Below are 23014 nucleotides of genomic sequence, written 5' to 3' on the forward strand. Positions count from 1 at the left end.
TGTATACCATAAACGTGATGGCGAGAAGCGAGGCGGAAGATCCCCGGCGCGGGATGGAGCTGCTGTGGCCCGAGACCGCCACCGCCACCGCCACCGCCACCGACGCCGACGGTGGCGCGAGGCGGGGGGCGCGGCAGGGGCTAGACCTGGACCGGATCGTGCGCGCAGCCGTCGAGTTGGCCGACGCCGAAGGGCTGGCCGGGCTGTCCATGCGCAAGGTGGCCGACCGGCTCGGGTTCACCACCATGTCCCTCTACCGGCACGTGCCCGGCCGTGACCAGCTCGTCGACCTCATGCGCGACGCCGTCCTGGCCGAGCTCGCCGAACCGCCCGGGACGCACGACGGGGGGCGCGACGGGGGGTGCGGTGAGGACCGCAGCGAGGGGCGTGGTGGGGAGCGTGGCGAGGGCTGGAGGGGGCGGCTGGAGGCGTTCGCGCGGCAGGGCTGGGAGCTCCGGCGGCGTCACCCCTGGCTCGCGGAGGCGCGCGGCGTGCGCCACCTGCCCGGTCCGAACGCCGTAGCCCACTACGAGCGCATGCTGGCCGCCGTCGCCGGCACCGGCCTGTCCCCCTCGGAGGTGCTCGCCGTGGTGAACCTCGTCGGGAAGTTCGTCGACGCCGAGGCCCTGCAGCTCGTGGAGGCCGCCGAGGCCGAGCGCCGCAGCGGCGTGAGCGACGAGGAGTGGTGGGGCGCCCGGCAGTCGCTGTTCGAGCGGTTCGAGCGCTATCCGACCATCACGCGATTGTGGGAGGAGGGCGGCTACGACCACCCCGAGGACTCCTTCGCCTTCGGCCTGGCCCGGCTGCTCGACGGCGTCGAGCTGCTCGTCCGGCGACGCTCCGCCACCGACGCTCGTGACGAAACGCGTGACGAAACGTCGGTGTGCCGGATGTGCGGCACCCCGGTCGAGCGGCCGGCGTCCGGACGTCCCCGCGCGTACTGCTCGCCGGCCTGCCGCCAGCGCGCCTACCGCGAGCGCCGCGCCGCCGAAACTCCCTGAAGCCGCGAAGCTCCGCGAAAACGCGAGTGTCCCTGAGACCGCGAAGCCCCTGAAGCCGCGAATGTCCCTGAGACCGCGAAGAACGGCGTGCCCGGGCACGAGGTCCCGGGCACGCCGCGTCATCCGTCAGCCGGTTCCGCCGGAGGCTAGCCGACCGTCAGCGTCAGCCCGTACGCCGACAGGGCCTCGTTGACCGGCTGGTGGTACGTCGTGCCGCCGATCGAGCAGTTGCCGGACCCGCCGGAGGTCGTGCCCTGGGCCTGGCTGCCCGAGATGAACGAGCCGCCCGAGTCGCCCGGCTCCGCGCACGCGCTGGTGCGGGTGAGCCCGGTGACCGTGCCCTGCGCGTAACGCACGGTGGCGTTGTGCTGCTGGATGGTGCCGCAGCGCCAGCCGGTGGTGGAGCCGGAGCGGCAGATCGAGGCGCCGACCGACGCCTGCGTGGAGCCGCGCACGGTCACGTTCGCGCCGCCGGAGCCGCGCACGTACGGCGTCGGGGTGTTGCCGGGCGCGGCGACCCAGGCGTAGTCGTTGCCCGGGAACGACGAGCCCTGGAAGGTGCCCGTCGGGTTCGTGGTGCGGGAGCCGGCCCGGCCGCAGTGACCGGCGGTGACGAAGCCGGGGGTGCTGCCGCGGGTCACCGAGAAGCCGATGCTGCACCGGCTGGAGCCGATGTAGTACGGCGCGCCGCCGACGAGGTTGATGAACGTCTGCGGGCTCTCGCTGCTGACCTGCACGGTGACGACGCCCTGCTCGGCGCCCGCCCTCGCGGCGAGCCGGTCGCCGGAGCGCTGGTCGGGGGCGACGACGACGACCGAGTTGGTCGTCACGTCGACGTACCAGAGGTTCGCCCTGGTGCCGGCGGCGGCCTGGTCGAGCCGGTCCTTGACGGAGGTGAGCTGCGCGAGCGTCCGCGCCACCACCACGGGCTGGGCGCCCTGCGCCTCGATGGAGGCCGTGGCCGCCGGGTCGGTGGTGGCGACCATGAGCTTGGAGGCGTCGGCGTTGAGCCAGGACCCGCCGTACGAGGCGCCGAGCGTCGAGCTGAGCCGGGCCTCGGTGGCGGCGGCGCGCTGCTCGTTGGCCAGGCGGGTCAGCGCCTGCTGCTCGGTGAGGCCGAGGTCGCGCTGGAGGGCGTTCACCACTTCGCGTGGAGCTTCGTCGCCGGGAGGAGTGGGGGTGGCGACCGCGGGGGTGAGGGGGGTGGCCAGGACGGCGGCGACGATCGTGGCGCCGACCAGGCCCATGCGCTTACTCCACATGTGCACTCCTTTGTGGGGGGTGCTGTCAAAGTACCGACTGGGGCGGATCCGGCTAGTCGTCAAAGGCCACCTATCACCGTGGTATGGGAGGCGGACCAGCGAACCGTCACGGACGGCAGCCCTTCCATGGCCGCCCGTGCCGATCCGTACGACGATCACCGTACGGCACCTTGATCCCGATCCCAACGACCCCGGCCCGCCCCGGCGAGCCCCTCCCGTTCGCCCCTTTGGTCCGGCTGTGAGCTCTCCCGAAGCCGGCCGCCACCGTCTTTGGACGCGGGCCGCGGCGTCTTTGGTGGGGGAGGGGGCCGACCAAGGTCTGATGTGGCGGGGGCCGCGCCCGGCCTAGCGTCGCGGCATGACGCAGCCGTCCACTCCCTCCGCCACCACGGCCGGGCGAGGTCATGAGAGCGCCCCGGCCGGGCGGGTCCACGAGGTCGACGCGGTACGCGGGTTCGCCCTCGCCGGCATCCTGGTGGCCAACATCGGCTTCCTGGCCGACCCCGGGTACGCCATGGCCGACGCCATGCCGATCTCCGAGGGGCCGGTCGCGTACGTGATCGTCGCCCTGGTCCTGACGAAGTTCTACGTGATCTTCTCGTTCCTGTTCGGCTACTCGTTCACGCTCCAGATGCGCGCCGCCGAACGCGCGGGGGCCGACGTGCGGGCCCGCACGCTGCGCCGCTGCCTCGGGCTCCTCCTCATCGGCGTCGCGCACGGCTTCCTGCTGTGGGTGGGCGACATCCTCACCCTGTACGCGCTGCTCGGCGTGGTCCTGCTGGCCCTGCGCAACCTGCGGCCGAGGACGGCCGTCATCACCGGTGCCGCGATCATCGGCACGCTCACCCTGGTGATGGCGGCGCTCGCGGCGCTGTCCGCGCTCGACCCGTCCGGCTCCCCGGCCGCCCAGGCCGACCCCGCCGAGGCCGCCCGTGTCCTGGCCCTGGCCACCGGCGGGCCGCTGGACTTCCTGCGCATGCAGGCCTCCCTGTACCCGCCCATGGCGCTCATGGTCTGGGTGTTCCAGGGGCCGATGGCGCTGGCCATGTTCCTGTTCGGCCTGGCGGCAGGCAAGACGCGGCTGCTGGAGGGGCTCGGAACGCGCACCCGCCTGCTGCGCCGCGTCCAGTGGATCGGCTTCGGCATCGGACTGCCCGGCGGCGTCCTGTACGCCTGGAGCTCCCCTCGCACCGGCGTCGTCGAGGTCGCCGGCCTCGCCGTGAACACCGTCACCTCGCTGCTCCTCGCCGCCGCCTACGTCGCCACGCTCGTACGGGTCATCGGCCGCTTCCCCGCCGTCGGCCGGGTCCTGGCGCCCGCCGGCCGGATGGCCGCCTCCAACTACCTCGGCCAGTCGCTGCTGATCGCCCTGGTCTTCACCGGGTACGGCCTGGCGCTCGGCGGGCGGCTGGCGCCGATCGCGGTCATGGGGGTCGCCGCCGCGATCTACGCCGTGCTGCTGACGCTGAGCGCCTGGTGGCTGCGCTCGCACCGCCTCGGGCCGGTCGAGTACGGCCTGCGCCGCCTCACGAACGGGCCATCCCGTTCTTGACCGAGCGCTCGGTTGGGAGATATATCAGGGCGTAGACATATGTAGGCGACCCGATATTCAGCCGGGAGGCGGCCGTGGCCCGTACCCAGGACCAGCGGCGGGCCGAGACCCGCGCCCGGCTGATCGACGCCGCCGCCGACCTGTTCGCCCGCAAGGGCTTCCACGCCGTCTCCGCCGAGGCCGTGGCCGAGGCGGCCGGCCGCACCACCGGCGCCCTCTACAACCACTTCGGCGGCAAGGAGGGACTGCTGCTGGCCCTGCTGGAGGTGTGGAAGGACCAGACGGCGGCCGAGCTGCTCGCCGGGTTCGAGGACGTCACCGGGCTCGACGAGCGGCTGGCGGCCCTGTTCGAGGTGCTCACCCGCGACGACGGTGATCGCGGTGCGTCATGGCTCCTGCTGGAGATGGAGCTGTGGCTGCACGGCGCGCGCGATCCCGAGATCGGCGAGCCCCTCGCCCGCAGGTACGCCGGCATCCGCGCCCGGCTGGCCGAAGGGCTGGCCGACTGGGCCGACACGGCGGGGGTGCCCCTGCGGCGCTCGCCCGAGCGGACGGCCACGGCCGTGCTCGGGGTGCTGATCGGCTGCGCGGTGCAGCACCGTCTCGACCCGCCGGCGGTCGAGACCCGGGCCGTCGTCGAGGGCCTGCGCGACCTGCTCGGCCTCCCGGACGGCCCACCGCACGACCACCACCTCTCCCGACTCGCGCCGAAAGGGGAGCACCCATGCGGATCAACCTGTTAGAGGACGCCTGGGAGCAAGCAGTACCGCACGAGCAGTTCGCCTACCTCCGCCGCCACGCCCCCGTCCACTGGCACGACATCCCCGGCGACACCGGCTTCTGGGCCGTGACCCGCTACCACGACGTCAAGGCGATCAGCCGGGACACCCGCACCTGGTCCACCGAGGTGGGCACGGCGTTCCTGCGCGACCAGACCCCGGAGTTCATCGAGGTCGCCAGCCTCATGCTGCTCAACATGGACCCGCCCAAGCAGACCCGCTACCGCCGCCTGGTCAGCGCCGGCTTCACCCCGCGTACGATCGCCCGGCTCAAGGACCAGGTGCGGCGCCGGGCCGAGCGCATCGCCGACGGCGTCCTCGACAAGGGCGGCGAGGTCGAGTTCGTCACCGACGTCGCCGAGTACCTCCCGCTGCAGATGATCTGCGACCTCATCGGGGTCCCCGAGGAGGACCACGCGATGATCTTCGAGTGGTCCAACCGCATGGTCGGCTTCCAGGACCCCGACTTCCGCACGACCCCCGAGGACGGGGAGATCGCCGCCGCCGAGATCTTCCAGTACTGCGACGGCCTGGTCGAGCAGCGGCGCAAGCACCCCCGCGACGACATCCTCACCAGCCTGGTCCAGGCCGAGATCGACGGCGACCGGCTGACCCGCGAGGAGATCGACGCGTTCTTCGTCATCCTCTGCGTCGCGGGCAACGAGACGACCCGCAACCTCATCGCGCACGCCATGAACGCCCTCATCGAGCATCCGGCCAGCTACCGCGAGCTGTCGGCCGGCCTGGGCGACGACAAGCTGTGGCACACCGCCACCGAGGAGTTCCTGCGCTGGGGGTCGTCCATCCACAACTTCCGGCGTACGGCGACGCGCGACACCGAGCTGCACGGGCAGCGCATCGCCGAGGGGGAGAAGGTGGTCACGTTCTACATGTCGGCCAACCGGGACGAGACCGTCTTCCCCGACCCGTACACCTTCGACATCCGGCGCGACCCCAACGACCACGTGACGTTCGGCGGCGGCGGCCCGCACTTCTGCCTGGGCGCCAACCTGGCGCGGCTGCAGATCACCTGCATGATCAGGGAGCTGCTGCGCCGCTTCCCGGCGGCCGAGCACGCCGGGCCGGTCCGGCGGATGCGCTCCGACTTCATCAACGGCATCAAGCACATGCCGGTCCGCTTCACGACCGCCGCCTGAACGGTCCGGGAGCCCCCGCCGAGGGGGCATGGGCCCGCCCGCACGGTCCCCCCTCCGTGCGGGCGGGCCCGTCCGCACGGAGGCGGGCGGGCCCGCCCGCGCGCTCAGTCGGGGGCTCCGGGCTGGTCGCGGTGGGTGAACATGTCGATCAGCGCCCGCACCGGCATGTCGGCCTCCGTGTGGTGCCGGAAGCGCCGGTCGGCGTTGATGCTGTAGTGGTTGCGCCGGCCCACGCGGACGGGGTCGAGGTAGCCCGCCTCCCGCAGGTCCGTGACGATGCCCTGCGCCGACCGCTCGGTGATCCCGATCGTCGCCGCGATCTCGCGGACGCGCACCTCGGGATTGCGGGCGATCTCCAGCAGCACGCGCGCGTGATTGGTGAGGAAGGTCCAGCGGGACTGGCCGCCGGTGGTGTTGCCCATCAAACTCACTCCGTAGGCCCGGGCGGAGATCTGGACCCGGCTGGGTGTCGCCCAAGATTTTATAGCGAAAAATCTTTCCTGTATTCTCATACACGCTTACCCTTGGGGCCTACAAGAAGCGCCGCGAAGATTGGCGATCTCCCGTAAGAAGGGCGACCGGCAAGGGGAGGCGACGACATGCTCAAAGGCGACAGCCCGCTCCTGCGGGGCGAGGCCCCGGCGGACGACCGGGTCCTGTACGTCGACGGGCTCCTGCGCGTCACCTCGGCCGAGCGCTCGGGCGTGCCCTCGGTCGCGCTCGTCGGCGAGATCGACCGCACCAACAGTCCCGCCCTGGCGCGCGTCCTGCGCGAGGCCGCCGGGTTCGGCGGGAGGCTGGTGATCGACGCGGCGCGGCTGTCGTTCGTCGACGTCTCCGGCGTGCGCGTGCTGCTCGGGCTCGTCCGCGAGGGCGCGGCCACGGTGAGCGAGGTGCCCGCCCAGCTGCGCCGCCTGCTGGCCATGCTCCACCAGACCCTGTAGCCGACCGGCAGAGCGCGAGGACCCGATGACCATGCTGAACCTCACCACCCGGCGATTGCCCGGCGCGAGCGTGATCGCCGTCGGCGGCGAGGTGGACGCCGTGACCGCCGACCAGCTCGAGGACTTCATCCGCGGCGCGTGCCCCGGCGCGGGGGAGCGGCTGGTGCTGGACCTGAGCGAGATGCCGTTCATGGCCAGCCCGGGCCTGCGCGTGCTCATCACCGCCGACGCCCTCCTCCGCGACGCCGGGGGCAGCCTGCACCTGGCCGGGATGCGACCCGCGCCGGCCCGCCTCCTGGAGATCACCGGCACGGCCGACGTGCTGCGGATCCACGCCACGGTCGACCACGCCCTCACCGCTCCCCTGGACGCGCAGGGCGCCTGACCGGGCTCCCCCACGGTCCACCCCGCACCAAGAGCCGCAGCCACAACATTTACCGCAGCAAGAGCCTCATGCGCCCCTACATCAGTACTGTCGGTATATAACGCACTCCGCAGCGTCATCGATAGAGTGTGGCTTGAAGGCAGTCTTTCGGGGGGATTCGCCATGACCTATCAAGCGCGGCACCACGTCACCGGCTGGGTGGGCTGGGTGTGGTTCGCGGCCGTCATGATCATCATGTCGGGCCTGTTCAACGTGATCTCCGGCCTGTACGCCATCTTCAGCGGCGACTTCTACGTCGAGACGGCCCGGCGGCTGTTCCTGTTCAACCTCACGGGGTGGGGATGGGTGCACCTGCTGCTGGGGATCCTGCTGTTCGTGGTCGGCGTCGCCCTGATGGTCGGGCAGACGTGGGCGCGCGTCATCGGGGTCATCCTCGTCATGCTCAACGCGATCACGCAGCTCATCTGGATCGCCGTCAACCCCTGGTGGTCGCTCGTCGTCATCGCGGTGGACCTGGTCGTCCTGTACGCGCTCATCGTCCACGGCCGCGAGGCGAAGGAGATGGCCGAAGGCTGAGAACACTCGCCCGGCGCGCGGCCGTCACCTCCCTGACACCGCGTGCCGGGCCTCTCCGTGTCCGCGCCCAGGGCGGGGGAAAGCGGATGAAAGCCGACGTATAACCTCGTCTCGGTTGATCTGGGTTGAGTCGTCGGTCGGGGGAGTGGCGTGCCGCTGGAACAGGTGCTCGTGTTGCTGGTGGCCGCGGCCGGCGCGGGATGGGTCGACGCGGTCGTGGGCGGCGGCGGACTGCTCCAGCTCCCGGCGATGATGCTGGCCGGGGTGCCGCCCGTCCCGGCCATGGCCACCAACAAGCTGTCGTCCGTGTTCGGGACGGCGTCCGCCGCCGTGGCCTACGCCCGAACCACCAAGCTGGACCGCCAGGTGGCGCTGCCCGGCGCCGGGCTCGCCGTGGTCAGCGCCGGCCTCGGCGCCTCGGCCGCGGCCGCCGTCTCCGCCGAGGTGCTGCGACCGGTCGTGATGGCGGTGCTGCTGACCGTGGCCGCCTTCGTGACGTTACGGCCCGCGCTCGGCGCCGTGCCGCAGCCCCACCTGCGTACCCGCGGCCGGATCACGGCCGCCGTGACGGTCGCGGGCGTCGGCGTCGCCTTCTACGACGGCATCATGGGCCCCGGCACCGGGACCTTCCTCATCATCGCGTTCACCACGATCCTCGGCCTCGACTTCGTCTCCGCGTCGGCGTCCGCCAAGATCATCAACACCGCGACGAACCTGGGCGCGCTGTTCGTCTTCGCCTGGCAGGGGCACGTGCTGTGGGGCCTCGGGCTCGGCATGGCGCTGTGCAACATCGCCGGCGCGCAGGTCGGGGCACGGATGGCGCTGCGGCGCGGCACGGGATTCGTGCGGATCGTGCTGCTGGTCGTCGTCGTGGCCATGGTGATCCGGCTCGGCTGGCAGCAGTTCACCTGACTGACGCTCCCGGGGGCCCGCGCGGGGGCGCCGGCCGTCCCTAGACTGGCGGCATGCGCGCCAGCCGCCTCCTGTCCCTCCTCCTGCTCCTGCAGACGCGCGGGCGCATGACCGCCACCGAGCTGGCCGAGGAGCTGGAGGTGTCCGTCCGCACCGTCTACCGCGACGTGGAGGCGCTGTCCGCCGCCGGCGTGCCCGTCTACGCCGACCGCGGCCCGGCCGGCGGCTACCAGCTCCTCGACGGCTACCGCACCCGCCTGAACGGCCTGACCGCCGAGGAGGCGTCCTCGCTGTTCCTCGCGGGCCTGCCCGGCCCGGCCGCCGAGCTGGGCCTGGCCGACGTGGCGGCCACCGCCGAGCTGAAGCTGCTCGCCGCCCTCCCGCCCGAGCCCCGCTCGTACGCCTCGCGCATGCGCGAGCGCTTCCTGCTCGACGTGCCCGGCTGGTACCGCGGCCCGGACGAGGCCCCCCACCTGAGCGCGGTGGCCGAGGCGGTGTGGGACCTGCGGCCGATCCGGATGACCTACCGGCGCTGGGGCAACCAGGAGGTCGAGCGGATGGTCCACCCGTACGGGCTGGTCCTGAAGGGCGGCTCCTGGTACCTGGTCGCCGCCCCGCCCGGCGGGACGCCGCGCACCTACCGCGTCTCGCGGGTCCTGACGCTGGAGACGCTGCCCGGCCGCTTCGAGCGGCCCGAGGGCTTCGACCTGACGGAGTTCTGGCACGCGTACGCCAAGGAGTTCCGCGAGCGCATGTACACCGCCGAGGCCGTCGTCCGGCTGGCCCCCGGCGCCGACGGCCTGTTCTCGTACACGATGGGCGGCGACGTCGTGGCCGCCGCGATGGAGGAGGCCGGGCCGGCCGACGCCGACGGCTGGCGCACGCTGACCGTGCCCGTCGAGTCGCTGCGGCACGGCCGCTGGATGCTGCTGCGCATGGGCGCGCTGGTGGAGGTGGTGGGGCCGCCGGAGCTGCGCGAGCTGATGGCCGAGGCGGTCGCCGAGCTGGCCAAGATGTACGGCTGACGGATGAGAGGTTTCCCCGCGGGTTCGTCTACCGTTGGGGCATGACGAACGACCTGGCTTCCCTCATGCGGCAGGCGCAGGACGACGACCCGCTGGTGGCGCTGCAGGCCACCACCGCGCTGCGCCACGAGATCGAGCGCATGGAGGCGGTTCAGGTCCGCAGGGCGAGGGTGGCCGGGCTGCCCTGGGCGCAGATCGCCGACGCGATCGGCGTCAGCAAGCAGGCCGTCCACAAGAAGTACGGCCGGCGCTGACCCTCCCGCCCGCCGGGCCGGCCACCGGCCGCCGGACCGCAACCTGAGAGGCGCCTCACCTTCGTTAGGATCGGGTCCATGCGCAAGGACGCCGTGCACAACCGCGAGCGCCTCCTGCGGGCGGCCAGGTCGCTGTTCGCCGACCGGGGGCTCGACGTGCCGCTGGAGGAGATCGCCCGCACGGCCGGCGTCAGCATCGGCACCCTCTACAACCGCTTCCCCACCCGGCAGGCGCTGGTCGACGCGGTGTTCGAGGACCGGATGGCCGTGGTGGCCCGGCTGGCCGAGGAGGCGCTGACCGCCGACGACGCCTGGGACGGGTTCGTGGCGTTCCTGACCGGCGTGTGCGAGCTGCAGGCGGCCGACCTCGGCTACAACGACGTCGCCGTCCGCGGCGCCGCCGCGGGCGACCCCGCCGGGGGCTACAGCCTGATGCGGCGCATCGTCGATCGCGCCCACGCGTCCGGGCAGCTCCGCGCGGACGTCACGCTGGAGGACATGGCGTTCGTGACCTGGGGCATCGCCGCGACCGTGCGGGCGACGTTCCGCGTCGCGCCCGGAGCCTGGCGCCGCCACCTCGCGCTGACGCTCGACGGCCTGCGCGCCTCCGCGGCCTCGGACTCCCGGCCGCTGCCGGTGCCGCCCCTGACGCCGGAGCAGACGGCCGTCCTCATGCCCGAGTGCGGCTGACCCGCCGCGCGCCACGCGGCCCGGCGGGGCGCCACGGGGGCGTCAGCAGGCGTGCGCCTCGCCCGCCTGCTCCACCCGGTCCTCGTACACCCGCACCTTGTAGCTGATCAGGTCGTAGCTCTCGCTGAGGCGCGCCATCTGCTCCTGCACCCGCTCCTGGTGCCGGCGCATCAGCACGAGGCGCTGCTCCTCGTTGCCCGGCCCCTGGCGGACGAGGTCGGTGTAGGCGCGGATGTCCGGCAACGGCATGCCGGAGGCGCGCAGGACGACGCACACGGACAGCCACTCCACGTCGCGCTCGGCGTACACGCGCCGCCCGCCCGCCTCCCGCCGTACCGGATGGGCGAGGATGCCCTCCCGCTCGTAGAAGCGCAGGGCGTGGACGCTCAGCCCGGTCCGCTCGGCGACCTGGCCGATCGTGAGCCCGGGGGCGGCGGAATCCGGCATGCGGGCCAGCATAGCGATCGGCGGAAGTTGACCTAGAGCCGCCTCTAGGGGCTAGCGTGCGACGCGTCCGGCCGCGTCGGGAGCGGGCCGGTGACCCCCCTTCTCTTCGCACAAGGAGCACGTGCATGCGTTATCGCGTCCTCGGCGGCACCGGCATCGAGGTGAGCGTCCACTGCCTCGGCACCATGATGTTCGGCGCCGTCGGCAACCCCGACCACGACGACTGCGTCCGCATCGTGCACGCGGCGCTCGACCGCGGCGTCAACTTCGTCGACACCGCCGACATGTACTCGGCGGGCGAGTCCGAGGAGATCGTCGGCAAGGCGCTCAAGGGCCGCCGCGACGACGTGGTGCTGGCCGGCAAGGTGTACTTCCCGATGGGCGAGGGCCCCAACCGCGGGGGCGCCTCGCGCCGCTGGATCGTCCGGGAGGTCGAGGCCAGCCTGCGCCGCCTGGGCACCGACTGGATCGACCTGTACCAGGTGCACCGCTTCGACGAGCGGACCGACCTGGAGGAGACCCTGTGGGCGCTGACCGACCTGGTGCGCGAGGGCAAGATCCGCGCGTTCGGCTGCTCGACGTTCCCGGTCGAGGAGATCGCGGAGGCGCGGCACCTGGCCGAGCGGCGCGGCCTCATGCGTTTCCGCACCGAGCAGCCGCCGTACTCGCTGCTGCGCCGCGGGGCCGAGACGGCGGTGCTGCCGCTCTGCCAGAGGTACGGCATGGGCGTGCTGACCTGGAGCCCGCTGGCCTCGGGCTTCCTGACCGGGAAGTACCGCAAGGGCCGCGCGGCGGATCTGTCCACGGGCCGGGCCGCGCTCACGCCCGCCCGCTTCGACCCGGCGCTGCCGGGCAACGCGGCCAAGTACGACGCCGTCGAGGAGCTGGCGGCCGTGGCCGAGAGCGTCGGCTGCTCGCTGCCGGAGCTGGCCGTGGCGTTCCCGGTGGCCCATCCGGGCGTCACCTCGGTGATCATCGGGCCGCGGACCATGGACCACCTGGAGTCGCTGCTGAAGGGGGCGTCGCTGACGCTGGACGACGAGACGCTGGACCGGATCGACGCGATCGTGCCGCCCGGCACGGACCTCTACCAGGCCGACGGGGCGTGGCGGCCGCGGGTGCTGACCGACGCCTCGCTGCGCCGCCGCCCGGCCGCCGACCGCGCCGCCGCGGTCTGACTCCCCGGGGCCGGCGCAGGACGCGGACGTCGTGATGACCCGCGCCGCCGTGGCTGTCGTCGACAAGGCCGGCCAGAAACCGCCACGGGACTGACCGCTCGTCCGGCCGCGGCGACTCAGCCGGTCTCGCGGGCCTTCACGGCCTCGGCGTTCCAGCCGAGCCCGATGGCCAGGGCGACGGCGACGGCGGCCAGCGCGACCCACAGCGCGGTCATCGGCGACATCCACTCACTCAGGAGACCGGCCAGCCCCGTCCAGGCGAAGGGCGGGGCGGCGAGGCCCGCGACGGACGCCGCGGTGACCACGGTGGTGCGCAGGGTGCTGCCGATGGCGTCGGCCACGGGGGCGACGGCCCGCCCGGCCACCTGGGCGGACAGGGCGCCGAGGACGAAGCAGCAGCCCAGAAGCGTCAGGACGGTGAGAACCGAGGCCGCCGTGACACCTTCGTCCTGCACCCCCGGCGGGCCGTCGAAGACCTGCTCGAACCCCGTGCCGTCGATCGCTCCCATGACGGTGTCGAACTCGTCGTCCAGACCCACGAGGGCCAGGGCGAGCAGCGACAGCGTCACCAGCGCGGCGCCGGCGGCCTGCCACGGCGGCAGCTTCCTCCGGGCCGGGGTGCGCGGTTCCGTCGGCGTGGGGGGTGTGGTCGGGGGCGGGGTGAGGATCGCCGTCTCGCGTTCGGTGATCATCCTCGTGACGTCCAGGGGAAGCCACCACGGCGGGTCAGCGGAGGGGTCGGCGAGCCGGTCGATGACGGCGGGGACGTCGGGGCGCCCGGCCGGCTCCTTGGCCAGGCAGGTGGTGATCAGGTCGGCGAGGTCGTCCGGGATCCCGGACAGATCGGGCTCCTCGTGCACGATCCGGAAGCCGAGCGCCTCGCCGTGGCCGGAGCCGAAGGGGCTGCGGCCGGTCGCGGCGTAGGCCAGCACGCTGCCGAGGGCGAACACGTCGGACGGCGGCCCGACCGCGTGGCCCCGGGCCTGCTCGGGCGACATGAACGCCGGGGTGCCCACCACCATGCGCGAGTGGGTCTGGCCGACGAGGTCCAGGGCGCGGACGATGCCGAAGTCGATGAGGCGGGGACCGCCCTCGGCCAGGATCACGTTGCCCGGCTTGAGGTCGCGGTGCACGAGCCCGCAGGCGTGGACGGCGGCGAGCCCCTCGGCCAGGCCCGCCCCCAGGACGGCGACCGACGCGGCCGGCAGCGGGCCGTGGCGGCTCACCGCCTCGTCCAGGGACGGTCCGGGGATGTAGGCGGTGGCCAGCCACGGCCGCGCGGCGGAGGTGTCGGCGTCGATCACCTGGGCGGTGTAGAAGCCGCCGACCTTGCGGGCCGCCTCCACCTCCTGGGCGAAGCGGCGCCGGAAGTCCGCGTCCCCGGCCAGCTCCGGGCGCACCACCTTGACCGCGACCGGGCGCCCGCCGCGCGAGCGGCCCAGGAACACCTCGCCCATCCCGCCGCCGCCCAGCCGTCCCACCAGCCGGTACGGCCCCATCTCGGACGCGTCGCCCGCCCGTAGAGCATGGATCACGGCGGTCACCGGCTCCTCTGCGGGGGCGGAGCGTCGTTCGTCTCGCGGTCTCGCTCGGGCATCGCGGTCCTCCTCGGCGGGACCGGCCCCCGGCGGCGAACCAGACCCTTGCTAGAGAATTTTTCTAGAAGAGTTTTTTGGATAGGCTCTCCGGTTGTCAATCGATACGGAGGAATGCGGCGTGAGGTCGGCGAAGCAGGCGCGCGGCCGGGAGACCGTCGAGCAACTGGTGGAGGCCGCGATGGCGGTCTACGCCGAGGGCGGCCCCGAGCGCTTCACGCTGACCGCCGTCGTCGAGGCCGGCGGCGTGAGCGTGGGCAGCCTCTACCACCACTTCGGCAGCTTCGACGTCCTGGCCGCGGAGGTGTGGAGCCGCTGCATGGCCGATCTGCTCGACCACCTCGGAGCGGCCCTGCGGGCGACGCGCACCGCCCGCACCGGCATCCGCGCCCTGGTCGTCGGCTACCTGCGCTGGGCCGCCGAGCACCGGGCACAAGCGCACTTCCTGCTCGTGTCGCCGTACGCGGGGCACGTCCTTCCGCACGCCGAACGGATGCGGGCCGGCAAGGCGGAGCGGATGGAGGCCATGGCCGCGTGGTTCGCGCCGCACGTCGCGGCGGGCCGCATCCAGGACCTTCCGCCCGCGCTCATCGAGATGCTCGTGATCGGGCCGGTCGCCGAGACCGTCCGCCGCTGGCTGGCCGGGGTGCCCGGCATCGACCTCGACGAGGCCGCCAGGCTGCTGCCCGATCGGGTCTGGCAGTCCGTGCGGGGGCCGGACTCCTAGCGGTCCGCCCTCACCGGGGGATCATGGCGGCGATGTCGGCGAACAGGCGGTCGTGGGCGGCGGCGGCCTCGGCCGAGGTCAGGTCCATGTTCTGGATGAAGCCGTGCTCCAGGCCCGGCTCCTGCCGGTGCCGCACGCGGGCCCCGGCCTCCGCCAGCCGGCGGGCGTAGGCGTCGCCCTCGTCGCGCAGCGCGTCGTGCTCGGCGGTCACGATGAGCGTGTCCGGCATGCCGGACAGGTCCGCGGTGAGCAGCGGGCTGGCGTGCGCGCGGCCCGCAGGATCGGGCGTCCACAGCGCGACCGCCCATTCCAGGAAGTCGGCGTCCAGCGAGTGACCGGAGCCCTTCTCGGCGACGCTCGGCTGCGAGAGCGTCAGGTCGGTGTTGGGGCAGATGAGGATCTGCAGGCCGGGCAGCGGCTCGCCCGCGTCGCGCAACCGCAGGCAGGCCATGGTCGCCAGGTAGCCGCCGGCGCTGTCACCGGCCACCGCCGCCGGGCGCGCCCAGCGCAGCACCGCGGCCACGTCCTCGACGGCCGCCGGGTACGGGTGCTCGGGGGCGCGCCGGTAGTCGACGGCCAGCACCTCGACGTCGCAGGTCTCGGCGATGCGCCGGCAGGTGCGGTCGTGGGTGTCGAGGTCGCCGATGACGAAGGCGCCGCCGTGCGCGAAGACCATCAGCGGCCGCGCCTGCTCCGACGGCCGGTAGTGGCGCAGCGGCAGCCCGCCCGGCCCGCGGAGGTCCTCCACGCGCGCCAGCTCGGGGCCTCGGGGGCGGGCGGCGGCCCGCAGGCGCGTGCCTTCGCGCAGCGCCGACACGTCGGGAACGGTCATGAGGCGGCCTCTCCACTCGCCGGGGACCGATCAAGACTAGCGGCATGCGGGCTGACCAGGGCCTCGCGCTGGGCCGGGCTGAGGCGGTCCGGCCGCGCCACGACGGTGTACGCGCCGGAGCCGGTGCGCTCCACGGCGAGCGGGTCGGCGATGATCGGGCGGCGTTCGACGGCGTCCACGGCGGCGGTGACGCGCCCGGGCGGCCAGTCCAGCGCGGCGGCCAGCTCGTCCCGGGTGAGCGGCCGGCCGGCGTGCACCAGCGCGGCGAGCACCGTCAGCGCGTCGAGCACGACGGCCTCGGTGAGACCGCCGCCGTCCATGTGCTCGCTGATCTGGGCGAAGAACCGGCCCATCCGGCCCAGCCGGATCCCGGCGGGGGTGCCGGCGCCGAAGACGCCGGCGCCGCGCCGGGCGGCCTCCGCCACCTCGGCGTGCGCCCCGGTGTCGGCCCTCCAGGCCCGCCGCCAGACGTCCTCGCCGACGACGTACCGCTCGCGCCGCCCCCGGGAGTCCGGTTCGCGCCGCAGCAGCTCGATCACCTCCAGGGCGGCGATGGCCTTGGACACCGACGCCGGACTGACCTGGAGCCGGCGTACCAGCTCGGCGGCCGTCAGGCTCCCCGTGTCGGAGGTGATCAGGCAGGCGAACACCCGGGAGGCCATCCGGGTCAGCCCGGTGCCCGCCAGCGAGACCGCCAGCTCGTCCACGAACGCGCGCACCTCCTCGGACGGCCGTCCGTCGATCGGCGGCTCCGCCTGCGGCCCGCCGGTCGGCCCGCGCCGGCGGGCGCGCCGCCCGGCGGCCTGCTGGGCGCGGTCGGCGAGGTAGCCGCCGTGGAGGCCGTTGCGCGCGACCTCCCGGCTGATCGTGGAGGTCGGCCTGCCGAGGCGCCTGGCGATCTCGGCGTACCCGAGCCCTTCGGCGAGCCAGGCCGCGATGAGCCGGCGGTCCTCGTGGGTGAGTCTGGCTCCGGGCATCGGCCGGCCTCCTGCGGGTGGACGTGGTGGCGTTCATCCACACTACATTGCAACGGAGCGGCGGGTGCGGGTTGCATTACCCGGCAAGGCGGTTGCAACGATTGCCTGCTGTGACCTGTTCAGACGTGGATTTCGTTCGGCCATCGCGTTGACGCTTCATAAAACGCAATGTAGCTTTTCGTTGCCCGGAAACTCCGGGAAAGCGACAGAGAGGAAGCGACGATGCACGTGATGGCGATCTCCACGATCTCCGACGGGGACGGGTTCTGGGCCGCGCTCAAGGAGGCGTACGGCCGGCTGCCCAAGGGCGCCCGGTGGGTCCTGGCCGTGGCCGGGGCCGATGGCACCAAGGCGGTGAACGTCATCGTCCACGACTCGATCGACGGCGTCAGAGCCATCGTCGAGGGGCCCACCGCCCCCTTCGCCGTGACGGAGTACTTCGAGGCCGACGCCGCCAACGCGGTCGGCCTCCCCAAGTAGCCCGGGACGGTCCCGATGACAGCGACATGGGACCTCGAACGGGTCCGGGGGCGGGTCACCGAGCTCCTGGCCGAGTACCGGATCCCGAGCACGGCGATCGGCGTGCTCCAGGACGGGCGGATCACCGGCCTCGCCGCCGGCGTCACGAACGTGCTGACGGGCGAGCCGGCGACGACCGGCACCGTCTATCAGCTCGGCTCCATGACCAAGACCTGGACCGCCCTCGCGTTCATGCAGCTCGTCGACGAGGGCAAGGCCGGGCTGGACGAGCCGGTCCGCGCGTACCTGCCCGGCTTCGAGGTCGCCGACCCCGTCACCTCCGCCGAGGTCACGCCGCGCCACCTGCTCAACCACACCAACGGCATCGAGGAGGACTACGGCGACCCCGGCGAGGGCGACGACGTGTACGCGCGCATGGTGGCCGGCATCACCGGAGCGCCCCAGGTCCACCCCCTGGGCCGCACCCACGGCTACAGCGCGGCCCTCGGCTACGCGATCCTCGCCCGCGTCATGGAGGTGATCGACGGCAAGGGGTGGGACGCCGTCATGCGCGACCGCCTCCTCGGCCCCCTCGGGCTGACGGCCACGAGCAGCAGGCACGAGGACGTGGACCAGGACCGCGCCGCGACGGGGCACATCGTGCGCTCGCTCGACGAGGGGCCGGTCATCTCGCCGGTGAGCCACCTGCCCCGCGCCTTCGGGCCCGGCGGCAACCTCACCTCCACCGTCGCCGAGGTGCTCGCGATGGCGCACGTCCTCCTCCACGAGGGCAGGGCGGCCGACGGCACACGGATCGTCTCGGCCGAGGCGGTGCGGGAGATGATGACCTCCCGGGTCGCCGTGCCCGACCCGTACATGTTCGGGCCGGCCTGGGGCCTCGGGCTCATCGTGTGCGACTGGCACGGCGAGACCGTGTACGCGCACGACGGCAGCACCATCGGCCAGAACGCCCGCCTGCGGATCCTGCCCGACTCCGGCGTCGCCCTCACGATGCTGACGAACGGAGGCCCGCGCGAGAGCTTTTACAAGAAGGTGTTCGACGAGATCCTGGCCGACCTCGGAGCGGCCACGATCCCCGGCCTGCCCGCGCCGGACCCGACGCTGAGGCTCGACCTGTCCAGGTACGAGGGCGTGTACGAGCGGCCCGGCTCCCGCTACGAGGTCCACGCCGAGGGCGGGCGGCTCCGCCTCACCCTCGTCATGAACCCGGAGAACGCCCGGTTCCTCGGCCGCCCCGACCGGATCACCTACGACCTGCTCCCGGTGAGCGAGACGCACTTCCTGATGCCCTCCGACGATCCCCTCGAGGACACTCAGACGGTCGCGATCTACGACTTCCAGGACGGGGCCGCGCGATACCTCCACACCAACTGCCGGGTGACCCCGCGCACCAGGGAGCCGGTGGAGGCGCGGGAGTGAGGCGTTCGGCGCCTGCGCCCGTCATCCCCCAGGCGATGAGCGCCAGGGGGTCCACATCGTCCCCGAAACTAGCGTTCATCAGGAAATATCCGGCAGAGCACGCCGCGGCCAGCACCCCCAGCGCCAGGCCCAGCGCGTCCAGCCGTATCTCCCGCCACACCTCGGCCACGATCGCGAGGCCCGCGACCGCGACGACTGAGCTGGTCACGGTCGGCCGGGTGTCCGCGGCGGCGGGCTTCACGCCGTAGGGCTCTGGACGGACACCTACTGTCGAAGGTCCTGTCGAAGGTCGGTCGTCGTGGGACCGGCTGGGACGGCGGGGGTTCGAGGCCATGTCCAGGCGGAGCGCAGGATGAAGGCCAGGAGCAGCCCCTCGATTCCGATGGAGAGGCCGTAGAAGGGGGCCCAGTCCCAGGACTCCCCTACCGCGTTGAACACCGAGTAGGGGATGTACAGCGATGCGACGACGAGGCTCGTAGCGCGGTTCACCCGGGCGGGCAGCGTCATGGAGAGCATCACCATCAGGGCCGGGATCGCCACGGACGCGAGCATCATGGTCAACAACGTCGGGCTGATGTCGAACTCGAAGACGACGCCGGCGCGGAGGTTGTCGATGACGCCGGGCTTGTGGAGGTGGAAGTAGTCGACGTAGATGTAGAGGAACATGAAGCTGGTCCATGCGGCGGCGAGCTTGGCGTGCACGGTGACCGGCGGGTTGTCGAGCAGGTTCGGGGTTTTCGTTCGGATGGTCATCGGTTCTTCTTTCGAGAGGAGCGGTCCCTCCGCCGGAGTGGCGGCAGGGATGTACCGAGGCCGCGCCCACCTGGACGAGCACATCGCCTCGACCGGGCAGCGGTAGCCCGGACCTCGGACGACTCGAGCGCCGAGGGCAGGCCGTAGCGGTGCTGGTCGGCGGCCGGCATCGTCGTCGCCCCGGCCGCATTCGCCCCCGGCACCATGCGTGCTCCGGCACTCGATCGCTGTTCGATTCCCACAGAAGCCTCCTCACGTCCGAGCTGGTTCGTACACCGTACCTCGTACGGTGTACTACAAGCCGTACGCTGTACCATGACCGTGCGCTGGACGATTGTCAAGCCGTTCGAGCGAGCGAGAGGAGACCCGTGTCTGCGAGGGAACAACGCCAGGTGGCGTCAGACGCGGCGCTGAGCAGGCAACGGGTGGTGGTCGAGGCGGTCCGGCTCGCCGACCGCGAGGGGGTCGACGGGCTGAGCATGCGCCGGCTGGCCGGCGCGCTCGGCGCGGGCGCGATGTCGCTCTACTACTACGTGGCGAGCAAGGAAGAGTTGCTGGACGCCATGATCGACGTCGTGTTCGAGGAGATCGAGCTCCCGCCTGAAGAGACCGACTGGCAGTCAGCGATGCGACGTCGGGCGGTATCCGTCCGACAGGTTCTCGCACGCCACCCGTGGGCGATCGGCCTGATGGAGTCGCGGACATCGCCGGGGCCCGCGAACCTCCGCCACCGCGAAGCGGTCACCGCCTGCCTGCGGAGGGCCGGCTTCCCGGTCTTGATGGCGACGCACGCCAACTGGTTGCTCGACAGCTATGTATACGGTTTCGCCCTGCAGGAAGCCAGCCTGCCGTTCGACACCGCCGATGAGTTCGCGGACATGGCCGAGGACGTCTTCCTGCCCCAGCTTCCTCCTGACGAGTTCCCCTACCTCAACGAGTCCGCCGCGGTGCTCGCCGCTGCCGGCTACGACCCGGCGGAGGAGTTCACCTTCGGCCTCGACCTCGTCCTGGCCGCCCTCGAGCCCCTGAGAGTGCCTACGTGAGCCTCCTATCCGTGATGTCGTGATGTGATCGTGTGGATGTGTAGTGTTGCCGCCAGTCTGCGGGTCCAGTTGTGCTGGGATGGCGCGGTGACTGAGCGCAAGCCGTACCCGAGCGACTCAACCGACGCTCGGTGGGCGTTGATCGAACCGGTCCTCGCGGCATGAGATCGGCGCCGCCAGCGCTTCACGGTGGATAAGGGGAGGCGGGCGGTGGCGCGGGCGGCCTTGAGATCTTGGCCAGAGGCGATGGCCCGGCACAGTTCCAGGAGGTCGGCTGAGCGCAGTGTCAGCCCGGCCACTAGCAGTGTGACGACCCGAGTTGCGGCGTCACCGTCGTGGCGTGGCTGGCGCGTAGGTCGCACCTTGTTCAGCCGGGACCCGCCGCTTCTGGACCGTCCCCCGGCGCGACGCCCTCGTCGGCTACCTGCTGATCTCGCCGCAACTCGTGGGCAGCGCGCTGTTCGTCCTGCTGCCGCTCGGCCTGGTCGCGTACTACAGCCTCCAGAACTGGAACATGCTGGCGGGCAGCACCGCGTTCTTCTCGCCGGTGCTCGTGTCGCTGGTCGCCTGGACCATCGTCTGGCAGCTCCTGCTCCAGCAGGACGGCGGCGTCAACGGCCTGCTCGGCGTGGCGGGCCTCAACATGGTGTTGTTCCTGGCGGCGCATCAGCCCGACGATCCTGCTCACCTCGATCATCACCGTGGTCGGGTCGCTGCAGGTGTTCGCCCAGATCGCCGTGCTCACCCAGGGCGGGCCCGGCATGTCCACCACGGTCCTCGTCTGCTACCTGTGCGGCGCTCACACCGCTGCAGTGGCGGCTGCCCCTTGAGCGGCTCCTGCCAGACGGTGCGGTTGGCGGGGTCGCGAGCCGTGTCCGGCGGCTCGGCCACCGCCACCGCCGACGGCTTCGACGTGCGCCGGGGCCGCACCACGATCCGCTTGCGCTGGAACACTCCCCAGCAGGCGACCGTCGCGGCCGGCAGCGTGCGCTGCCTCCGCGACGGCGCTCGCCGCTTCCACGCCCTGCGCATCCCTCACCAGGGCACGTTCGACCTCACGATCATCCTGGGCTGACACGGCCTCATGGGCTGCGCCGTCCGTCCGCCGGCGGCCGGGACCTCACTCTCATCCGCTCTCCCGGGCGCGGAGTGGCTCGGCGTCCAGCAGGACGAAGAGAATCGTGCAGGGCTTGTCGGAGCGATTGTCCCAGGCGTGGCTGGTGCCTCGCTGGACCAGCACGTCGCCGGCACGCATGAGAGTCTCGCCACTGTCGAGGACGCTGTAGACCTCGCCGTCGATGACGTAGGCGTAGTCGAGTGATTCGGTGCGATGGACGTACGCGGCCGCGCCTGATCCGCGCGGCGGGAACTCGACCACGCGTAGCACGCTGCCCCGGGCCGGGGGCGCCAGCGACACCCCTGGCCCGACCGGGTCGAGGTAGGGGTCCGCGTTGCTGGGGCGTCCCTCGTGCAGCCAGAGGTTGGTCACGGTGGCGTTGGCGATGATCTCGACGTGCGGACATGCGCGGTCTTCGGCGACGAGGGATCGCGCGTCGCGGTCATGGCCGGTGACGATTCTTCGGAATGTCCGCATTATCGGGCCTTCGTCCCTTTCCGCTGCCAGAGAATGTAGCTTCTGAGCGATTCGCCGCCGATCTTCATCGGCGGAGTGTCGAGTTTCAGCGTGTCCTCGCCCTCGAAGACGCATGTTCTGGTGAGGTCGGCACCGACGAAATTTGGAAATGTCGCGATCTGTACGTGATGGACAACCGTCGCGGTCGGCTCGTCGACCTCGTAGGTGCCGGCGTACGAGATGATCGAGCGGTACGCTTCGGCCCGTTCCTCTCGCGTGCCACCGTCGAGCGACCCGTCGGCGAAGGACGCGCGCTCGGCGCGCATGAGATGGGCGCTCATCGTTCCCTCTTCGGTGTAGATGAGCAGCCCCGTGCAGTCCGCGACCGGGCCAAGGGGTGGATCGATCGTTTCCTCACCCCGGAAGACCTGCCAGTCGATCATCCGCCAACTGCCGAGAAGCCGGGCGCGGACCGAGGTCGTCGCCGGTGATCCTGTCATCTCGTCCGCCCGGTCACATCGGCGGCGCGACGAACAGGCCGCGGTCGACGTCGTTGTGCGAGCGGGCGGCGATGAACTCGTTCATCTCGTTCGCGGTGCCCCACTGGTCGGCGTTGGCGGGATCGGTCAGGTCGTAGATGTGCGGGTGCCAGGTGTCCTCGTCGATGATCTCGAGCTCGGTCGTGTATTCGACGGTGTTCCCGGCGTGGTCGAGGAAGTAGCTGAACGAGTTGTCCCCGGCACGGTGCCGTCCCGGTCCCCAGAGGCGCTCGAAGCCGAGGCGGTGCAGGCGCCCGGTGCCCCGCATGAACTCGTCGACGCCGCGCAGCTCGAACGAGGCATGGTGGAAGGCGGCATGCGGACCGCGTACGAAGCCGAAGCTGTGGTGGAAGGTGTTGCACCGCAAGAACCACATGATCTCGCGGTCGCCGATGCGCATCGTGTCGGACAGCCGGAACCCGAGGTTCTCGACGTACCAGCGGACGGTCACTTCCGGGGTGGGCGTGTTCATCAGCACGTGCGAAAGCCGTACCGGCACGGACTCGCGCTCCTCGATCCTGCGGTGCGCCCGGACCGCGACGTCCGCGGAGACCTCGACGACTCGCCCCTCGTTGTCGAAGAACCGTACGCCGTAGCCGCCGCCCGGTGTGTCCAGCGCGCGGGGTTCGTGGACGAGCCTCACTCCTCGACCGATCAGCCGCTCGGTCAAGGCATCCACCTCGGCGGGGCCGGCGCAGCCGAACGCGATGAGGTCCGTGCGCTTCTGGTCGTCCTCGCGTAGCCGGACGACGTACAGCTCCGGTGAGCCCTCGGCGGCGAGAAAGGAGACCCCCGAGTCGTTGGCCGTCTCCGTCAGCCCCCACGTCTCCCGGTAGAACGTGCGCTGGTCGGCGAAGTTCGGCATCGCGATGTCGACGTGCCGCAGGTGTGTGATCGGACCGGTGGCGTGCATG

The 23014-nt window shown here is 72.1% G+C and carries 27 protein-coding genes; 17 read left to right on the forward strand and 10 right to left on the reverse strand.

Annotated elements, in window-relative coordinates:
• Positions 1-17 precede the first annotated feature (17 nt).
• A complete protein-coding gene (locus HTZ77_RS16470) occupies positions 18-1001 on the forward strand; it encodes a TetR/AcrR family transcriptional regulator (RefSeq protein ID WP_175590473.1) in 984 nt (327 codons plus the stop codon).
• A gap of 146 nt (positions 1002-1147) precedes the next feature.
• On the opposite strand, the gene HTZ77_RS16475 is transcribed toward HTZ77_RS16470, so the two are convergent.
• Positions 1148-2263 (reverse strand): S1 family peptidase, encoded by a 1116-nt coding sequence (locus tag HTZ77_RS16475; protein WP_175590474.1) that lies wholly within the window; start codon positions 2261-2263, stop codon positions 1148-1150.
• A 358-nt stretch (positions 2264-2621) separates the two neighbouring features.
• Between HTZ77_RS16475 and HTZ77_RS16480 the strand changes: the two genes are divergently transcribed.
• The 3 genes from HTZ77_RS16480 to HTZ77_RS16490 all read left to right on the forward strand — a co-directional run bounded on the left by HTZ77_RS16480 (position 2622) and on the right by HTZ77_RS16490 (position 5751).
• Positions 2622-3815 (forward strand): DUF418 domain-containing protein, encoded by a 1194-nt coding sequence (locus HTZ77_RS16480; protein ID WP_175590475.1) that lies wholly within the window; start codon positions 2622-2624, stop codon positions 3813-3815.
• A 74-nt stretch (positions 3816-3889) separates the two neighbouring features.
• Positions 3890-4558, forward strand: a complete 669-nt coding sequence (locus HTZ77_RS16485) for a TetR/AcrR family transcriptional regulator (protein WP_175590476.1) — start codon at positions 3890-3892, stop codon at positions 4556-4558.
• Entirely contained in the window at positions 4540-5751 is a 1212-nt protein-coding gene (locus HTZ77_RS16490; protein ID WP_175590477.1) for a cytochrome P450, read from the forward strand. The genes HTZ77_RS16485 and HTZ77_RS16490 overlap by 19 nt, the downstream gene beginning before the upstream one ends.
• A gap of 104 nt (positions 5752-5855) precedes the next feature.
• Here the strand turns inward: HTZ77_RS16490 and HTZ77_RS16495 are convergent, their stop codons facing one another.
• A complete protein-coding gene (locus tag HTZ77_RS16495; RefSeq protein ID WP_175590478.1) occupies positions 5856-6173 on the reverse strand; it encodes a helix-turn-helix transcriptional regulator in 318 nt (105 codons plus the stop codon).
• 177 nt (positions 6174-6350) lie between these two features.
• Here HTZ77_RS16495 and HTZ77_RS16500 point away from each other — a divergent pair, with 177 nt between their 5' ends.
• The 7 genes from HTZ77_RS16500 to HTZ77_RS16530 all read left to right on the forward strand — a co-directional run bounded on the left by HTZ77_RS16500 (position 6351) and on the right by HTZ77_RS16530 (position 10537).
• Positions 6351-6695 carry an STAS domain-containing protein gene (locus tag HTZ77_RS16500; protein WP_175590479.1) on the forward strand — a complete coding sequence of 115 codons (345 nt, stop codon included), beginning with the start codon at positions 6351-6353 and terminating at the stop codon, positions 6693-6695.
• A gap of 25 nt (positions 6696-6720) precedes the next feature.
• Positions 6721-7080, forward strand: coding sequence for an STAS domain-containing protein (locus tag HTZ77_RS16505; RefSeq protein ID WP_175590480.1), 360 nt, complete (start codon positions 6721-6723; stop codon positions 7078-7080).
• Positions 7081-7242: 162 nt separating this feature from the next.
• Complete coding sequence (locus tag HTZ77_RS16510; RefSeq protein ID WP_175590481.1) at positions 7243-7656, forward strand: DUF7144 family membrane protein; 414 nt, start codon at positions 7243-7245, stop codon at positions 7654-7656.
• 150 nt (positions 7657-7806) lie between these two features.
• Complete coding sequence (locus HTZ77_RS16515; RefSeq protein ID WP_175590482.1) at positions 7807-8568, forward strand: TSUP family transporter; 762 nt, start codon at positions 7807-7809, stop codon at positions 8566-8568.
• Positions 8569-8621: 53 nt separating this feature from the next.
• Positions 8622-9593, forward strand: coding sequence for a helix-turn-helix transcriptional regulator (locus HTZ77_RS16520; RefSeq protein WP_175590483.1), 972 nt, complete (start codon positions 8622-8624; stop codon positions 9591-9593).
• Positions 9594-9634: 41 nt separating this feature from the next.
• Positions 9635-9847, forward strand: coding sequence for a hypothetical protein (locus HTZ77_RS16525; protein WP_175590484.1), 213 nt, complete (start codon positions 9635-9637; stop codon positions 9845-9847).
• A gap of 78 nt (positions 9848-9925) precedes the next feature.
• The gene (locus tag HTZ77_RS16530) at positions 9926-10537 is read left to right on the forward strand and encodes a TetR/AcrR family transcriptional regulator (protein ID WP_175590485.1); all 612 of its coding nucleotides are present in this window, start codon (positions 9926-9928) and stop codon (positions 10535-10537) included.
• A gap of 42 nt (positions 10538-10579) precedes the next feature.
• Here the strand turns inward: HTZ77_RS16530 and HTZ77_RS16535 are convergent, their stop codons facing one another.
• Positions 10580-10984 (reverse strand): MerR family transcriptional regulator, encoded by a 405-nt coding sequence (locus HTZ77_RS16535; protein WP_175590486.1) that lies wholly within the window; start codon positions 10982-10984, stop codon positions 10580-10582.
• Positions 10985-11109: 125 nt separating this feature from the next.
• On the opposite strand from HTZ77_RS16535, the gene HTZ77_RS16540 reads away from it, so the two are divergent.
• Positions 11110-12162 carry an aldo/keto reductase gene (locus HTZ77_RS16540; protein ID WP_175590487.1) on the forward strand — a complete coding sequence of 351 codons (1053 nt, stop codon included), beginning with the start codon at positions 11110-11112 and terminating at the stop codon, positions 12160-12162.
• 116 nt (positions 12163-12278) lie between these two features.
• Here HTZ77_RS16540 and HTZ77_RS45285 read toward each other — a convergent pair whose 3' ends face one another.
• On the reverse strand, positions 12279-13706 hold the full coding sequence (locus HTZ77_RS45285; RefSeq protein WP_205302733.1) for a serine/threonine-protein kinase: 1428 nt from the start codon (positions 13704-13706) through the stop codon (positions 12279-12281).
• Between the two features lie 172 nt (positions 13707-13878).
• On the opposite strand from HTZ77_RS45285, the gene HTZ77_RS16550 reads away from it, so the two are divergent.
• Entirely contained in the window at positions 13879-14484 is a 606-nt protein-coding gene (locus HTZ77_RS16550) for a TetR/AcrR family transcriptional regulator (protein ID WP_328808619.1), read from the forward strand.
• Between the two features lie 10 nt (positions 14485-14494).
• On the opposite strand, the gene HTZ77_RS16555 is transcribed toward HTZ77_RS16550, so the two are convergent.
• Positions 14495-15316, reverse strand: coding sequence for an alpha/beta hydrolase (locus tag HTZ77_RS16555; protein WP_175590488.1), 822 nt, complete (start codon positions 15314-15316; stop codon positions 14495-14497).
• On the reverse strand, positions 15313-16293 hold the full coding sequence (locus tag HTZ77_RS16560; protein WP_175590489.1) for a GbsR/MarR family transcriptional regulator: 981 nt from the start codon (positions 16291-16293) through the stop codon (positions 15313-15315). The genes HTZ77_RS16555 and HTZ77_RS16560 overlap by 4 nt, the downstream gene beginning before the upstream one ends.
• A gap of 222 nt (positions 16294-16515) precedes the next feature.
• Here HTZ77_RS16560 and HTZ77_RS16565 point away from each other — a divergent pair, with 222 nt between their 5' ends.
• Positions 16516-16773, forward strand: a complete 258-nt coding sequence (locus HTZ77_RS16565; RefSeq protein ID WP_175590490.1) for a hypothetical protein — start codon at positions 16516-16518, stop codon at positions 16771-16773.
• A 15-nt stretch (positions 16774-16788) separates the two neighbouring features.
• Complete coding sequence (locus HTZ77_RS16570) at positions 16789-18192, forward strand: serine hydrolase domain-containing protein (protein ID WP_175590491.1); 1404 nt, start codon at positions 16789-16791, stop codon at positions 18190-18192.
• Positions 18193-18456: 264 nt separating this feature from the next.
• Here HTZ77_RS16570 and HTZ77_RS16575 read toward each other — a convergent pair whose 3' ends face one another.
• Complete coding sequence (locus tag HTZ77_RS16575) at positions 18457-18945, reverse strand: DUF6326 family protein (protein ID WP_175590492.1); 489 nt, start codon at positions 18943-18945, stop codon at positions 18457-18459.
• A 368-nt stretch (positions 18946-19313) separates the two neighbouring features.
• On the opposite strand from HTZ77_RS16575, the gene HTZ77_RS16580 reads away from it, so the two are divergent.
• Both HTZ77_RS16580 and HTZ77_RS45290 read left to right on the forward strand, forming a co-directional pair.
• Positions 19314-19988 carry a TetR/AcrR family transcriptional regulator C-terminal domain-containing protein gene (locus HTZ77_RS16580; protein WP_175590493.1) on the forward strand — a complete coding sequence of 225 codons (675 nt, stop codon included), beginning with the start codon at positions 19314-19316 and terminating at the stop codon, positions 19986-19988.
• Positions 19989-20433: 445 nt separating this feature from the next.
• Positions 20434-21063, forward strand: a complete 630-nt coding sequence (locus HTZ77_RS45290) for a sugar ABC transporter permease (protein ID WP_205302734.1) — start codon at positions 20434-20436, stop codon at positions 21061-21063.
• 51 nt (positions 21064-21114) lie between these two features.
• Here the strand turns inward: HTZ77_RS45290 and HTZ77_RS16595 are convergent, their stop codons facing one another.
• From HTZ77_RS16595 to HTZ77_RS16605, 3 genes are all read right to left on the reverse strand, one after another.
• Entirely contained in the window at positions 21115-21582 is a 468-nt protein-coding gene (locus tag HTZ77_RS16595; RefSeq protein ID WP_175590495.1) for a cupin domain-containing protein, read from the reverse strand.
• Positions 21582-22004, reverse strand: coding sequence for a lipocalin-like domain-containing protein (locus HTZ77_RS16600; RefSeq protein ID WP_175590496.1), 423 nt, complete (start codon positions 22002-22004; stop codon positions 21582-21584). The genes HTZ77_RS16595 and HTZ77_RS16600 overlap by 1 nt, the downstream gene beginning before the upstream one ends.
• A gap of 70 nt (positions 22005-22074) precedes the next feature.
• Positions 22075-23013, reverse strand: a complete 939-nt coding sequence (locus HTZ77_RS16605) for a VOC family protein (RefSeq protein ID WP_175590497.1) — start codon at positions 23011-23013, stop codon at positions 22075-22077.
• Between the last annotated feature and the right edge of the window lies 1 nt (position 23014).

This window comes from Nonomuraea montanisoli (assembly GCF_013363975.1).
GTDB lineage: Bacteria > Actinomycetota > Actinomycetes > Streptosporangiales > Streptosporangiaceae > Nonomuraea > Nonomuraea montanisoli.

Bases quoted from the DNA above. Each gene is read 5' to 3' on its own strand.
- HTZ77_RS16595 (WP_175590495.1), bottom strand. From the start codon at position 21,582: ATGCGGACATTCCGAAGAATCGTCACCGGCCATGACCGCGACGCGCGA.
- HTZ77_RS16520 (WP_175590483.1), top strand. From the start codon at position 8,622: ATGCGCGCCAGCCGCCTCCTGTCCCTCCTCCTGCTCCTGCAGACGCGC.
- HTZ77_RS16510 (WP_175590481.1), top strand. From the start codon at position 7,243: ATGACCTATCAAGCGCGGCACCACGTCACCGGCTGGGTGGGCTGGGTG.
- HTZ77_RS16540 (WP_175590487.1), top strand. From the start codon at position 11,110: ATGCGTTATCGCGTCCTCGGCGGCACCGGCATCGAGGTGAGCGTCCAC.
- HTZ77_RS16530 (WP_175590485.1), top strand. From the start codon at position 9,926: ATGCGCAAGGACGCCGTGCACAACCGCGAGCGCCTCCTGCGGGCGGCC.
- HTZ77_RS16505 (WP_175590480.1), top strand. From the start codon at position 6,721: ATGACCATGCTGAACCTCACCACCCGGCGATTGCCCGGCGCGAGCGTG.
- HTZ77_RS16565 (WP_175590490.1), top strand. From the start codon at position 16,516: ATGCACGTGATGGCGATCTCCACGATCTCCGACGGGGACGGGTTCTGG.
- HTZ77_RS16490 (WP_175590477.1), top strand. From the start codon at position 4,540: ATGCGGATCAACCTGTTAGAGGACGCCTGGGAGCAAGCAGTACCGCAC.
- HTZ77_RS16575 (WP_175590492.1), bottom strand. From the start codon at position 18,945: ATGACCATCCGAACGAAAACCCCGAACCTGCTCGACAACCCGCCGGTC.
- HTZ77_RS16475 (WP_175590474.1), bottom strand. From the start codon at position 2,263: ATGTGGAGTAAGCGCATGGGCCTGGTCGGCGCCACGATCGTCGCCGCC.
- HTZ77_RS16495 (WP_175590478.1), bottom strand. From the start codon at position 6,173: ATGGGCAACACCACCGGCGGCCAGTCCCGCTGGACCTTCCTCACCAAT.
- HTZ77_RS16500 (WP_175590479.1), top strand. From the start codon at position 6,351: ATGCTCAAAGGCGACAGCCCGCTCCTGCGGGGCGAGGCCCCGGCGGAC.
- HTZ77_RS16525 (WP_175590484.1), top strand. From the start codon at position 9,635: ATGACGAACGACCTGGCTTCCCTCATGCGGCAGGCGCAGGACGACGAC.
- HTZ77_RS16605 (WP_175590497.1), bottom strand. From the start codon at position 23,013: ATGCACGCCACCGGTCCGATCACACACCTGCGGCACGTCGACATCGCG.
- HTZ77_RS16570 (WP_175590491.1), top strand. From the start codon at position 16,789: ATGACAGCGACATGGGACCTCGAACGGGTCCGGGGGCGGGTCACCGAG.
- HTZ77_RS16600 (WP_175590496.1), bottom strand. From the start codon at position 22,004: ATGATCGACTGGCAGGTCTTCCGGGGTGAGGAAACGATCGATCCACCC.
- HTZ77_RS16560 (WP_175590489.1), bottom strand. From the start codon at position 16,293: ATGCCCGGAGCCAGACTCACCCACGAGGACCGCCGGCTCATCGCGGCC.
- HTZ77_RS16535 (WP_175590486.1), bottom strand. From the start codon at position 10,984: ATGCCGGATTCCGCCGCCCCCGGGCTCACGATCGGCCAGGTCGCCGAG.
- HTZ77_RS16480 (WP_175590475.1), top strand. From the start codon at position 2,622: ATGACGCAGCCGTCCACTCCCTCCGCCACCACGGCCGGGCGAGGTCAT.
- HTZ77_RS16555 (WP_175590488.1), bottom strand. From the start codon at position 15,316: ATGACCGTTCCCGACGTGTCGGCGCTGCGCGAAGGCACGCGCCTGCGG.
- HTZ77_RS16470 (WP_175590473.1), top strand. From the start codon at position 18: ATGGCGAGAAGCGAGGCGGAAGATCCCCGGCGCGGGATGGAGCTGCTG.